Below are 13,097 nucleotides of genomic sequence, written 5' to 3' on the forward strand. Positions count from 1 at the left end.
ATGAACCAACCGACCGAGCAGCAGGGCGACGACGCTGCGTCCAGCGCGCCGCCCCTGACGACCACCGAGGTACTGCCCGAACGCAGCGTGTCCCAGAGCGCCGTTGTCCTGCGCGCCGACCAACTGGAGTTCGACGCGCGTCAGGTGGCTGCCCTGGCTCTGATCAGTCCGGGGCTGGAGCAGGCGCCGCGTGCACAGCTGGCCGTCTTCTTCCACTACTGCGTGCGCAGCGGCCTCGACCCGTTCGCGCGGCAGATCTACATGATCGGCCGTACCAACTGGAAGGCCGCCGACAACCCCGACGAGCCGGAGAAGACCTGGACCATCCAGACCGGAATCGACGGCTTTCGCACCGTCGCGCACCGGGCGGCGGCCAAGGCTGGGGAGTCCATCTCGTACGAGGACACCGTCTACTACGACTCCGAGGGCAACGCCCACGAGGTCTGGCTGTCCAAGGCGTACCCGGCCGCGGTCAAGGTCACCGTCCTGCGCGGCACCAGCCGGTTCCCCATGATCGCCCGCTGGGACGAGTTCGCCCCGACCTACTACGACCGCAAGCAGAGCGCGTACGTCGTGGCGAAGATGTGGCAGCAGATGCCCGCCCACATGCTCCGTAAGTGCGCCGAGGCCGGCGCGCTGCGCATGGCCGCGCCGCAGGACCTGTCCGGCGTGTATTCGGATGAGGAGATGGCGCGGGCCGACGCTGAAGCCGTCGTCCGCGAGACGGAAGAGGCGACCCGACGCCTGCGCGAGGCCGCCGGGCTCGAAGCGGGGGCCGACAAGGGCGGCGACGCGCAGGAGGAATCCGCCGAGGACCAGGGCGAGGCCAAGGAGCAGCCCGCGCCGAAGAAGCGGGCGCGTGCCAGGAAGAAGGCCGCCCCGAAAGCCGAGCCTGACGCTTCCTCCGAATCCGCCCAGTCCGACGAGGCCCCGGCCCCGGCGAAGCGGGCTCCGCGAAAGCAAGCCGCCGCGCCCCGCCGCGCCTCCTGACCCTGCCGACACCGGGTGCCGCCCGCTGTCGGCGGGCGGCACCCCACCCTCTTGGAGAACACCGTGACCACCATGGCCATCGCGCCCGAGCGGCCTGTCAGTCTGTGGCCCGCCGCGCACGCGGCGGACGCACGCCGTCCCCGCTCCCAACAGACCAAGCTCGGCGCCAGCGACACCGTGTGCGCACGCCGGGCCGGATACCTCCTGCACGGCCGCACCCCGACCGACGTCGGTGAGAAGCGCAAGGCGATCCTCGGCACCTGGCTGCACACCGGGATACTCGACGCCGCCCGCGAGGAGTACGGCTGGCTCACCGAGCGCCGCGTCGAGGATGACACCGTCCGGGGCCACATTGACGCCGTCCAACTCGACTCCAGCACCGCCGCCCGGCTGCCGAAGCGGCTGCGCCCCACGCTCCCGGCCGAGGAGACAACGGTCGAGGACGTGAAGACCAAGAGCACCTACCAGTGGGACAGTATCCTGCGGTACGGCGCGAGCGAGGCCGAGCTGCGGCAGGTGTACCTGTACGCCGACCTGCTCGGCACGGAAGGCTTCGCCAGCGTCCCGGGTCAGCGGCAGCTTGCCCGCCTCGGGCCGGTGCCGGTCGCTCGCATCCGTTTCCGGTTCATCAACCGCGACAACGGCGACGACTACGTTCAGGAGATCGCCTACGAGGCCGAGCGTGCCCGTCGTGCGCGCTGGTGGGTTCAGCAGGTGCGGGCCGCCGCCTCCCCGGAGGAGCTGCCGCGCACCTTCCAGGGGCCGGGCATCTCCGCGATCTGCGACCACTGCCCCTTCCGTACCGCGTGCTGGGGGCCGCTCGTCGCCGGGTGCTCCCCGCAGAGCCAGCTCATCCACGACGACGAGGAACGCGCGAAGGCGCTGGCCGAGTACGCCGAGGTCTCCGAGCAGATGAAGCCGCTGAAGGACCGGCAGAAGTTCCTGCGCGCCCAGCTCGAAGGCTCCGAGCCCGGCGTGTACGGCGACAACGTCCTGAAGTGGAGTGGCGGCAACCCGACCAAGGTCGATGACGTCGAGGCGATGGTCGCGCTGTATCGCCGCGCAGGGCTGGAGGTGCCGATGGTGCCCGACGCGGCGGCGATGAAGGCGACGCTGAAGGAGGTGGGCATCCCCCTGCCCACGCGCCTCGACCACGACCGGCGGACCGCGGTGAGCATCAACGTCACCGCGCGCAAGGAGCCCTGATCGCGCCACCGGGCGGGGCCGGAGCCGGCGTGCTCGGCCCCGCCCTGGTGCGGCGGGAACCGGACGGAACACGGAGAGGTGCCGGTGAGCATCCAACTGATGGTGGCGGCGGCCTACTTGCCGAAGGAGGTGATCAACACGACGCAGAAGCTGGTCCTCATGAAGATCGCTGACTCGGCCGACGACCAGACCAGGCTGGCCCGGCCAGGGCTGGAGCGGATGATGGCCTGGGCCGGCGTAGGGGAGAAGCAGGTCATCACGGTGGTGACGCAGCTCGTCGGCCTCGGCCTGGTCGAGCGGGTGACGATCGGCCGTGTCGGCCGCCGAGCCGAGTACCGGGTGTTCCCGCACGGCGTGCCGCCCATCCCGTCGACGGAGGAGCTGATCGAGCGGCGCCGGGCGGCGCAGCGTGCCCCGACCAACCCCCGGTTGGCCCGCAAGGGCGCGCGCCGCAGGCCCTCGTCGGCGGCCCGGACTCAGCAGGATGTCGCCGCGCGGGAGGAGGCGCGGGCCGCCGCCGAGGCCGCGTCGGAGCCAGGGTTGCCCCAGGGGAACCCTGATGACGCTCCGGGCAGGGTTGCCCTGGGGGAACCCAGTGGGTTGCCGCAGGGCAACCGGGCGGGTTCCCCTGGGGAAACCCCTTCTCTTCCTCCTTCTTCCTCTTCTCTTCCTCACCCCCCTACCCCCACGGCTGACGCCGCAGGGGAGCCGGAGGCGGGGCACGGAGAGCAGCAGCGGGCGGGCTGTCCGAAGCACGTCGAGCCGGTGGGGAACTGCCGGGGGTGCGGGACGAACCCGCGTGCCGGGAGGGAGCAGGCGCGGCGCGAAGCGGCCGACCGCGAGCACCGCGAGCAGCAGGACTGGCTACGGCAGTTCTTCGCCGAGCAGGAGCGGCGCGTTGCCCAGACGGACCCGCAAGCCCTGGAGATGGCCCGCCAGCGAGTGCGAGACCTGGCACGAATGGGGCGCGAGCAGGGCGCCAAGTCTCGCCAGAAACAGGGGCGTTCACAAGATCGGCAACATTGACGCCCCGGCGTACGCCATTAAGATATAAGCATGAGTTCGGAACTGGCCGAACTCACCGACCTCTTGGAGACCACCTTGAATGACACGCTCACCCCGGCCCCCGACGCCTACGTCGTAGTCGGCGAAGTCATCCACGGCCCGCACCTCGCTCCACGCCTGGGCGGCCACCTGTACTGCTCGGCCGAGTGCGCCGAGCACGGCGTCCGCGAGCTCGTCAGCGACCTGAGCAAGGAGGAGGGCGGCAGCGGATTCGTCCTGCCCCATGAGGGGCGCATGATCGGCTGCGTCGTCAGCCGCGGCGGCCGCATGTGGTCCGTACAGATCCTCGCCCGCAGCGAACTGCCCACCGTCTGAATCACGCTGCACCTCAGATAGGTGACATTTTTCAACGGCGGACGCACCTTCTGTGCGCCCGCCGTGCACACCCTCTTGGAGACCAGAACATGACCACCACCATCGCGGCTCTGCCCGACCACAACCGCACCACCGACCCGCTGTGGCAGAGGCTGTTCCACGGCTACGGCCACGTCGTCACCCCGCTGCGCTACGCGGGCTGGGTCACCGACATCGAGACCTCCGGCGGCGAGTTCCACGTCCGCGCCGACCTGCGGGACGGCACGGAACTGATCATCGCCTCCGAGCACAGCCTGCCCGCCGACCCCGCCGAGGTGACCGGCTGGACCGCCGTCCGCCAGGACGTGGAGAACGCCGACCGGCACACCGTCCTGTACGACTCCACCCCCAACGGACCCCAGCGCCACCACGGCAACAGCCTCATCCCCCTGCTGGCCCGCATCGACGGCCTCGACGTTCCTCGCCGCGCACCCCGGCTGATCGTCTCGGCCACGCACACCGCGCCGTACGGCGCGAACCACAACCAGACCGCCGGGATCGAGGGCGCGGCCACCGCCATCGCCCGGTTCTCGGAGTGGTCCCAGCGGCTCATTGACCACGAGGGCTACCGCCGCGTCTGGCAGCGGCCCCAGGCGGACGGCTACCCCCTGGCGCTTTTCGAGAGCGCCGGACACATCACCACCGTCCGCGTCACCCGCAGCGATGACTGACCGGTCGCGCCGCGCACCGCGCCCCATCGGGGGCGCGGACCGGTGATCTGGCTGCTGATCGTGTGCGCCCTCGGCCTGCTGGGGTTCACCGCCCTCGGCATCGAGGACAGCCGCCACCACCGCGCGTTACGCGCCTGCGACGAGTCCTGACCATGGCCGCCCGGCCCACCAGCCGGGCCGGGCGGCCCCGCCTCTTGGAGACCTAAGACCGTGCCCCGATCCGTCCACCTGCTCTGCGGAGCGGGCGGAGATGCCACCGGCCTGTTGGAAGCCGGATTCGACCCCATCCTCGGCATCAACCACTGGCAGACCGCCGTCGACACATTCGGGCTCAACCACCCGAATGCGGCGGCGCGCTGCGCCGACATCCAGAACTACCCCATGCGCTGGCTCCCGAAGGCCCTCGTGCTGTGGGCCAGCGTCATCTGCACCGAGATCAGCCCCGCCGGCGGCAAGAAGCGCCCCGACCCCGCGCAGGACGCGCTGTTCGAAGAAGAAGAGCAGTGGCGCGAACTGCCCCCGGAAGCCTTCGAGATGACCCGGGTGACCGCCTGGTGCGTGCTGCGCGCCGCCGAGGCGAAGCGGTTCCCGTGCGTCGTCGTGGAGAACGTCGTCGAGTTCATCACCGACTGGCTGCTGTTCCCCGAGTGGATCCGCGCCATGAAGAAGCTCGGCTACCGCGTCCAGATCGTCTCCGTGTCCTCCGCGCACATCGGGTCGGAGACCAATCCGTACGCCCCCCAGTGGCGCGACCGCGTGTACGTGGTCTTCACCCTGGCCGGGGTCCGCCGCCCCGACCTCGCGCCGCGCCCGCTGGCGCACTGCTTCGAGTGCGGGCGGGACGTCAAGGCGCGCCAGAGCTGGCGCGATGCGCGGGTGAAGGTCGGCAAGTACCAGCAGCAGTACGACTACCGCTGCCCGAACAGCCGCTGCGGCCACGCGCTGGTGGAGCCGTACGTCCGGCCCGCCTCCGATGTGATCATGTGGGACGACATCGGCCAGCGCATCGGAGACCGACCACGCCCGCTGGTGCCGAACACCATGCGCCGCATCGCGGCCGGACTGGCGAAGTTCCCCTACGAACCGTCCGTCGTCACCCTCACGCACGGCAAGGACGGCACCGACCGGGCCTTCGCCCCGCACACCCGGCCGCTGCCCACCCGCACGGCCAAGCTCGGTGAAGCCCTCCTGGTGCCGGTCGGCGGCTCGTGGAACGACACCGCCTCGCCCGTCGGGGAGCCGATGCGCACCCGCACCACCCGGGAGAGCGAAGCCCTGGTCACGGTGGACCCGTTCATCGTGGAGTTCCGCAACAACTGCGACGCCGCGCCGATCGACGCCCCGCTCAGCACCATCGCCACGGCCCGCCACCACGGCCTGGTGGTGCCCGATGGCGATGTCCGCACCCGGGCCCGCAACACGCTGGTGATCCCGTACCGCAAGGCCGCGCCGAAGACCGCGGCCGAGCCGCTGCACACGCTGTCGACCCGCGACTCTGCGGCCGTCGTGCGCAGCGCGCCCGCCATCGAGGACTGCCACTTCCGCATGCTCCAGCCGCGCGAGCAGCTGCGCGGCCAGCGGTTTCCCGACACCTACGAGGTTGTCGGATCCAAGGCCGCCCAGACCCAGCAGGCCGGCAACGCCGTGAGCGTCAACGTCGCCCGCTGGATCGGTGAACGCCTCAAGCCCGTCCTCGCCTGACCCCAACCCCGAAGAAGAAGGGACACCCCCCCCCATGACACCGGCAGCACACGACCAGTTGGCCATCCTCAGCAAGCAGCGAGAGGAACTGGAGGCTGAGCGCCTGCGCGTCGAGAAGGCGTACTGCCTGGCCGTGCTCGACCACATCACCGCGAAGATCCGCGCCGCCTGCCCCGAGGCGGTGTACGTGACCTTCGCGTTCTACACCTCCCGCACCCTCGACCTGCACGGCGTGCTCGGCGCGCAGCCCAGCCGGTTGGGTACGTGCCCGGAGCTGTGGGACAACCGCGACGGGGAGGACGAGCACCCGCTCGACTACATCGCGGACCAGATCGAGTCCGACGTGGAGACCGCGCTCGCGCCCTACTCCTCCCCGGCGTGGGCATCCGTCCACCGCAACACAGCCGCCGACGGCAACTCCTGGCTCCTGGAGTTGCCTCCGGCCGACCGGGCCGCCCGCGTGGCCGAGCTGGTCCGCGAGCACCACCCGGAGGCGACCGCCGTCGTCGTCGACGGGCGCGCCGCCGGGCGCATCATCGAGATCCACGAAGGCGTCGCCGACGACGGTGCCCCGGTGCGCATACCGCGCCCCCGGTGGTCGTCCGCCTGCGACACCGCCCTCACTCGGCTCCTCGGCCAGATCCTCGCCCTCCCGGCCCTGGCCGACCGGCACCTGATGCCCCTGCCAGGCGACTACACCCACCCGTACCGCGCCACGACCAGCGATCAGGTCCGCCTGATGCCGCTGCCGCCGACCGCCTAGCGAACGGGAGGAAGAGCAGATGAGCGGCAACGGGTGGGTCGCCCAGGCCCCCTGCGCCGGGGACGCCCGCTTCACGTCCGAGGAGACGGCGGCCGAAGCCCCGACACAGCCGCTGGTCCTCTCCCTCCTCGCCGCCTGCCAGAACTGCCCGTTCCGCTCGCAGTGCATCGACCTGGTCATGCCGAGCATGAGCCTGTTCGACGGCGTGTGCGGAGGTCGACTCTGGCGCAACGGGCAGGTCCTCGCGGCCTGCGAGGGCGCTCAGCCCGTCGAGCTACGCGAGCGCGGACGGCGCCCGATCACCCACGGCACCGAAGCCGGTGCCCGTGCCCACAACCGGCGCGGGGAGCGTGCCTGCTCCCTGTGTCTGGAGGCCGGACGGCTCGCCCAGCAAGCCCGCCGGGCCCGCAAGCGCGCCTCCGGCCCCTGATCACCACTCCTTCAACGTCAGGCAAGATAGATGACATTTATGAAAAACCGGATGGGTTCTCGTGCTCCAGTGTGCGGCCAGGTCGCGGACCCCGGCTACGGCCTGAACCCGTGGCCCTCCGCATGGCGCGCCCATCCCTCGACTCCTGCGGCCCAGCCGAATCGAAAGGAAGCCCCCGTGAACAAGGCCCAGCTCATCCAGGCCGTGGCGAACGCGACCGGCAACCGCGCTCAGGCGACCCTCGCCGTAGAAGCCGCACTCGACGCGATGGTCCGCGCCGTCGCCGCCGGAGAAGTCGTCTCCGTCACCGGCTTCGGGAGCCTCACCCCCGAGGTGCGCCCTGCCCGTATTGCCCGCAACCCGCAGACCGGCGAGCCGATCGAGGTCGCCGAGCGCCGGGTCGTGAAGTTCCGCCCCGGAGCCCGGTTCCAGGACCTCGTCGCGGGCCGCCGGGCGATGCCCGAGTCCGGCAACTGCATCCAGAAGGCCCCCAAGGCCGCTCGCCCGTAACCGCTGCACACGAGGGGCCGTCCCAGCGTGCACCAGGACGGCCCCGCCGAAGGAGTTCGAGATGAACGACCGTTGCGTGGGCGTCGAGGTCGATGCCACCGCGAAGTGGCTGCAGGAGCGCGGCCATGGCCGAGGTCAACCGGCTCATCACCGACCATCGCGCGGCAACAGGCGAGGGTGATCGGTGACCGCCGAACTCCAAAGCGCCCCAGTGACGTTGCCGAGCGTGCAGGAGAAGGGGGAGTGGCAGCCGCGGGTCGTCGGCCTCGATCTGTCGCTGACCTCGACCGGCATCGCGGGAGCGGACTGGGCGCGCGCCTACCGGCCCGGCCGCCGCCGCAGCCACGAGCGGCTGGACTGGCTGGTCGCGGCCGTCGCGCTGAGCGTGAAGGATGGCGCGGACCTGGTGGTCGTCGAGGGCGCCGCGTACGCCCAAGGCGGGCAGGCCGGGCACCACGAGTTGGCCGGGCTGTGGTGGCTGGTCACCCAGTACCTGTGGAGGCACCGCATCCCGTACGCCGTCGTGACCCCGCACGGGCGCACGATCTACGCGACCGGCCGGGCCAATCCGGCCCAGGACTTCCCGCGCAAGGACAGGTCCCGGGTGGCGAAGGGAATGGTCCGCTCGGTGGCCGTGGAGCGGTACGGCGTCGAATGCGAAGGGCCGGGCCGCTACGACCAGGCGGACGCCACGATCCTCGCCGCGATGGGACTCGACTGGCTGGGCTACCCGACCGTGCCCGTTCCCGACTCGCACCGCCGCGCGCTGGAAGCCGTCCGCTGGCCCGACCTCATTCCCGCAACCGCTAATTAGGGAATTGAATTGCGGAAATTAAATGCGCATTCAACTGGCTATTCCTTGCTTCTGGGGTATTTGCCATTAAGATATAAGTAAGGAATTCGGGAAATGCCCGACCAGGAAGGGGACTTGGAAATGGAAACCCAGAACCACGGATGCGGCTGCGAGTGCAACAGCGGCGGCTTCTGCGGCGGCTGCGGCCACGCCGGATGCGGCGGACGCCGCTAACCATCCCCGAACCCCCAGGCACGACACCGCGCCCCCGGCCAACGCCGGGGGCGCACCCATACGCGCAAGCGCCTCTTGGAGACCCAATGACCGACTACTCACCCGGAGTCCGCCAACTCGCCCACGAGATAGGGCTCGACCCGTTCCACGTCGCCCACGCCGTCCGCCTCGCCTCCCGCACCTTCGCCCGCGTGCAGGTGACCACCGGCATGAGCCTCGACCAGTTCCGCCGCCTGTTCACCCAGGACCGGCACTCCATCGCCATCGTCGCGAACATCGCCATGCGCCACGCCGGCCGCCGCGACGACGCCCAACTCCTCATGGACATCTACAAGGCCGCCGCCGGACGCCTCCCGTACGAGCGGCCCCTGCACACCGGCGTGGGCACCCTGCCCGAATGCCACGGCCACCCGCATGTCCGGGACGCCGTACGGATCCTGACCGCGGCCGGACTGCCGCCCATCCACACCGACGGCGTCCACGAACTGCGCCCCGGCTTCCAGGTCCTGCCCGACGACACCGGAGACCTGCCCGGCTGGGTGTTCATCGCGCCCGATCCCGGCGCCAAGGGCCGCACCGGCTTTGCGGGCGGAGACCTCGGCTACCTCGCCGTCGTGCGCTGGGCCGGATGGGGCGTCATCACCGAACGCCTCCCCGGCGGCGTGTACGCCGCCTGCCACCCCGACCACCGGGACAACCCCTTCCCCGCCGTCCCGACTTCCTGACCCGCGCCCGTGCCCGGCCGCACCGCGCGGCCGGGCACGGCCTACCCGAAAGGCAACAGCCCGTGAAGCTCCCCGTTGACGACGCCACCCTTGCGTCCTGGTCCACCCTGCTCGGCCTCACCGACGAGCAGACCGCTGAGACCCTCGCCGCGATCGAGGAGACCCTGCGCGTCGGCTACGAGCACCGCCCCGACGAGCTGCGCGACACCAGCTTCGACCAGCTCATCAGCGACATGGACGCCGACGAGGCGGCCCTGATGTTCCTCATCAGCGGCCTGCGCCAGTCCGGACACCCCGAAGCCGCGTACGCCATCGAGGTCCGCGGCATCTTCGCCACCCTCCGGGACCTCCAGCAGACCCGCTGACCCCGCCCCCAACCCCATCCACACGCCGCCCCGGCTGCGCACCGCGCACCGGGGCGGCCCCGTGCGCGCCCGCAGAAAGGATTCCGCCCCCATGTCCGACGACTCCTTGCCCCGCGCGGCAGCCCCGGCCACCGCCGCGCGACCCGCGCCCTCGTGGGCGAAGAAGCCCCCGCCCAAGCCCAAGGCCCGCCCCACCGGCAAGATCACCGCCCGCCGCTACGCCGCCCCTCGCGACCCGCACGAGCACGCCCGCAAGATCGCGGAGAACGTACTCGACGCCTGGTATCAGTCCTTCGGCGGCAGCAGCATCGACGTGCCCCTCGGCACCGTCGCCGGGCTCTCCCTGCTCCGCAATCTCCCCGGCCTCGCGGACTGGGTGCTCAACCTGCCGCCCGAACAACTCCCGCAGCTCCTCAAGGAGATCTACCTCGGCCACTGGATCAACCGCCCCGACCTCATCAACCGCGCGATACGCCTCCACGACTGGGCCTGGAACCCCGAGCCCGACAAGCAGCAGCTCCGCGCCGTCCACGCCGTCACCCGGGCCGCCATCAACACCGGCCTGATGGACCTCACCGGCCACGACGACGTGTGGCGACGCTCCGAGACAGACGTCCTCAGCCCCCTGCTCACCGGCCTGCGCCACAAGAGCGACAAGAAGTGGCGCGGCGAGTACCACACGCCGGCGTGCATCACGGACCTGATGGCGAACATGACCATCGACAAGGACTTCGCGAAGCCCGGCATGTCCTTCCGCGAGCCCGCCGTCGGCTCCGGCACGATGTTCCGCTCCGTCGCCTGCCGACTGCGCGACCTCGGACTCGACCCGCACGACTTCCACTGGTACGGCAACGACATCGACTCGCTGTCGGCCGGATGCGCCGCCGTCAACGCGATCATCTGGGACCTCGGCCCGCGCTGCCTCATCGGCTGCGCCGACTCCCTCGCCCCGGACGACGACTACGCCAAGACCCGAGCCGAAGCCCTCGAAGCCTTCGAGGAGCGCGACCGGTACATGGGCGCCGCCCACTCGCTCGTCGCCGTGCGCCGCGCCTTCGACCTGGTCGACGAGCTGATGCCCAGCAAAGAGCCCGTCGCGTGACCGGCACCTTCGACCGCCCTGGCACCACGCCCATCGCCCGCCGCCGACGCCCGGCTTTCGCCGCGCCGCGCGACGAGATCGACGTTCCGCCCCTCGACCAGATCGCCCCGACCCTCGACCCGCCCTGGCTCAAGGAGGACACCGACACCCCCGACCGCAAAGCCCTCTACCGCCATCCCGACGGCCACAGCGTCGGCCTGCGCATCCAGTCCCGCGGCTTCGCCATCCAGACCTGGATCACCGCAGGCCCCGACCTGCCGCCGATCCCCGACAGCGCAACCCCCGCCGAGCAGGCCGAAGCCCAGGCCGCCCGCGACGCCCGGCTCCAGCCCGGCCGCACCTGGCACGCCGTCCTCAACACGCGCACCAGCAAGACCCTGGCCACCGACCTCGGCGCACTCGTCCGCGACCGCCTGCTCCCCGCCCTGACGAACAAACCGCGCGGCATCCCAGCCCCGCCCGCACCCGCCCGCATCGGGCAGTCCGACCCCACCCCGACCGCAGAGGGAACCCAGAAGTGAGCCCCGACAACACCGTGCAGGTCACCAGCCTGCCCAACCTCGCCGAGATCCTGCCCTACCTCCTCGGCCACTACCCCGACGACAGCATCGCCCTCCACGCCCCCGGCCCCAACTTCATCGACGGCCCGACCATGACGTGCCCCCTGCCCGACGACCCCGCCGAGTGGAAGGCCACCGCCGAACTCGCCGCCCGCCAATTCGTGGCGTACGCCCACGACCGCGGGCACGACCCCGGCCAGGGCGTCATCGTCTACCTCTGCCGCGAGCCGCGCCCAGACGAAACCCCGTGGGACACCGCCGCGCTCCTCGCACCGGTCACCGACTGGCTCACCGTCACCTTCCTGAACCAGCGCGCCTGCGTCCTCCAGACGATTGGCCTTGTCGCGAACCGCTGGTGGGCGTACGAGTGCGACACCGAAGGATGCTGCGAGGGCGAACCGCTCCCATCTGCCGACGACCCCACCAGCGTCGCGGCACAGATGGCCCGCCTCGGCCGCACCCCCGGCCCCCGCACCCGCGACATCGTCAAGGAGTTCCGGGCGGCGGCCCCCGCCGACACCGACTTCCTCAAGGCCCTGGACACGGCCGTCGACCAGTTCAACACCCGGTGCGCGACCAGCGCAGGACGCGACGCCACCCTCACCTCAACCTGCGCCCAGGTCGACGCGGCCGTCAGCCAGTTCCGGGCCGGAGCGACCACCCTCAACCGCACCTTGGCCACGCAGCTCCTCGTCGGTCTGCACGACGACGGCGCCGTGGAGGCCGGCATGGCGCACACCGACGACGACGACCTTCCCCACGCCCGACGCTTGTGGGCCTACCTCGCCCGGCACTGCGCCGACCCCTTCACACAAGAGGCCGTCCCCGCACTGACGCTGTACGCCTTCGTCGCCTGGCGGCAAGGCGACCTCATCGCCGCCCGCCTCGCCCTCCGCGACGCGCTCACCGCCGACTCCGAATACGACCTGGCCGTCGGCATACACCTCGGCACCATCGACGGCGAGGACCCCCGAGACTTCCGTACCGCCGCCCGCGAGAACTGCGACCACCGCAAGGCGCACGTCCAGCACGCCGTCCAGGTCGCCAGCGAGTACCGCCCCGTCACCGACAGCACGGCGGACCGCCACCGCGAAGCCCTCGACGCCGCCACCGAGTACCACGCCGCGCAGGCCAGCACCTACCGCGGACAGCTCCTCGCCCGCTACGGGACGATCGACATCATCGACGGAGCCCTGGCCGACTTCCGCAACGGCCCACCGCAGCTCATGGACGAGATCGCCGCCCGCATCATCCTCGGCCTACAGGACCCCGAAACCCGAGACGCCGCACTGTCCACCGGCGACGCGAACGACCTCCCCGCCGAACGGCAACTGTGGGGCTACCTCGCTCGGCGCTGCGTACCCCCGCACACCGACAAGGCCCCGCCGCTCCTCACCCTCCTCGGCTGGGTCGCCTGGCGACAGAACGACACCGTCACCGCCAGCCACGCCCTCACCGAAGCCGTCGACATCTACCCCGGCTACACCATGGCCAAGCTGCTGCTCGACGGCATCCGCAAGGAGTGCGACCCGGCCCGGCTCCTGGCGACGTACCGCGACGCGGCGGCGGAGTTCGCCGCGAGCCGCCCCGACCTCGACACCCTCTGACCAACACGGCGGCCGCGGCCA

At 71.2% G+C, this 13,097-nt stretch carries 15 protein-coding genes; all 15 read left to right on the forward strand.

Annotated elements, in window-relative coordinates:
* The 15 genes from bet (at window position 1) to ACGF8A_RS04015 (ending at window position 13,076) form a co-directional block, all read left to right on the forward strand.
* Window positions 1-990 (forward strand): phage recombination protein Bet, encoded by a 990-nt coding sequence (gene bet / locus ACGF8A_RS03945; RefSeq protein ID WP_393103941.1) that lies wholly within the window; start codon window positions 1-3, stop codon window positions 988-990.
* Between the two features lie 72 nt (window positions 991-1,062).
* Window positions 1,063-2,196, forward strand: a complete 1,134-nt coding sequence (locus tag ACGF8A_RS03950) for a PD-(D/E)XK nuclease family protein (protein ID WP_393104497.1) — start codon at window positions 1,063-1,065, stop codon at window positions 2,194-2,196.
* Between the two features lie 84 nt (window positions 2,197-2,280).
* Window positions 2,281-3,222, forward strand: a complete 942-nt coding sequence (locus ACGF8A_RS03955; RefSeq protein ID WP_393103943.1) for a helix-turn-helix domain-containing protein — start codon at window positions 2,281-2,283, stop codon at window positions 3,220-3,222.
* Window positions 3,223-3,252: 30 nt separating this feature from the next.
* Window positions 3,253-3,576: a hypothetical protein gene (locus ACGF8A_RS03960; RefSeq protein WP_393103945.1), complete on the forward strand. Its 324-nt coding sequence runs from the start codon at window positions 3,253-3,255 to the stop codon at window positions 3,574-3,576.
* A gap of 89 nt (window positions 3,577-3,665) precedes the next feature.
* A complete protein-coding gene (locus tag ACGF8A_RS03965) occupies window positions 3,666-4,286 on the forward strand; it encodes a hypothetical protein (protein ID WP_393103947.1) in 621 nt (206 codons plus the stop codon).
* A gap of 210 nt (window positions 4,287-4,496) precedes the next feature.
* Complete coding sequence (locus tag ACGF8A_RS03970; RefSeq protein ID WP_393103949.1) at window positions 4,497-5,987, forward strand: DNA cytosine methyltransferase; 1,491 nt, start codon at window positions 4,497-4,499, stop codon at window positions 5,985-5,987.
* A gap of 34 nt (window positions 5,988-6,021) precedes the next feature.
* Window positions 6,022-6,750, forward strand: a complete 729-nt coding sequence (locus ACGF8A_RS03975; RefSeq protein ID WP_393103951.1) for a hypothetical protein — start codon at window positions 6,022-6,024, stop codon at window positions 6,748-6,750.
* Window positions 6,751-6,769: 19 nt separating this feature from the next.
* Complete coding sequence (locus ACGF8A_RS03980; RefSeq protein ID WP_393103953.1) at window positions 6,770-7,180, forward strand: hypothetical protein; 411 nt, start codon at window positions 6,770-6,772, stop codon at window positions 7,178-7,180.
* Window positions 7,181-7,357: 177 nt separating this feature from the next.
* A complete protein-coding gene (locus ACGF8A_RS03985; protein WP_393103955.1) occupies window positions 7,358-7,690 on the forward strand; it encodes an HU family DNA-binding protein in 333 nt (110 codons plus the stop codon).
* A 226-nt stretch (window positions 7,691-7,916) separates the two neighbouring features.
* Window positions 7,917-8,504, forward strand: coding sequence for a hypothetical protein (locus tag ACGF8A_RS03990; protein WP_393103957.1), 588 nt, complete (start codon window positions 7,917-7,919; stop codon window positions 8,502-8,504).
* 299 nt (window positions 8,505-8,803) lie between these two features.
* Window positions 8,804-9,442 (forward strand): hypothetical protein, encoded by a 639-nt coding sequence (locus ACGF8A_RS03995; protein WP_393103959.1) that lies wholly within the window; start codon window positions 8,804-8,806, stop codon window positions 9,440-9,442.
* Between the two features lie 62 nt (window positions 9,443-9,504).
* Window positions 9,505-9,807, forward strand: a complete 303-nt coding sequence (locus tag ACGF8A_RS04000) for a hypothetical protein (RefSeq protein ID WP_393103960.1) — start codon at window positions 9,505-9,507, stop codon at window positions 9,805-9,807.
* A 91-nt stretch (window positions 9,808-9,898) separates the two neighbouring features.
* A complete protein-coding gene (locus ACGF8A_RS04005; protein ID WP_393103962.1) occupies window positions 9,899-10,909 on the forward strand; it encodes an N-6 DNA methylase in 1,011 nt (336 codons plus the stop codon).
* Window positions 10,906-11,430: a hypothetical protein gene (locus tag ACGF8A_RS04010; protein WP_393103964.1), complete on the forward strand. Its 525-nt coding sequence runs from the start codon at window positions 10,906-10,908 to the stop codon at window positions 11,428-11,430. Before ACGF8A_RS04005 ends, ACGF8A_RS04010 begins: the two co-directional genes overlap by 4 nt.
* Window positions 11,427-13,076 carry a DUF4192 family protein gene (locus ACGF8A_RS04015; RefSeq protein ID WP_393103966.1) on the forward strand — a complete coding sequence of 550 codons (1,650 nt, stop codon included), beginning with the start codon at window positions 11,427-11,429 and terminating at the stop codon, window positions 13,074-13,076. The genes ACGF8A_RS04010 and ACGF8A_RS04015 overlap by 4 nt, the downstream gene beginning before the upstream one ends.
* Window positions 13,077-13,097: the final 21 nt, after the last annotated feature.

The sequence above is a fragment of the Streptomyces sp. NPDC047706 genome, assembly GCF_043204795.1.
Lineage (GTDB): Bacteria > Actinomycetota > Actinomycetes > Streptomycetales > Streptomycetaceae > Streptomyces.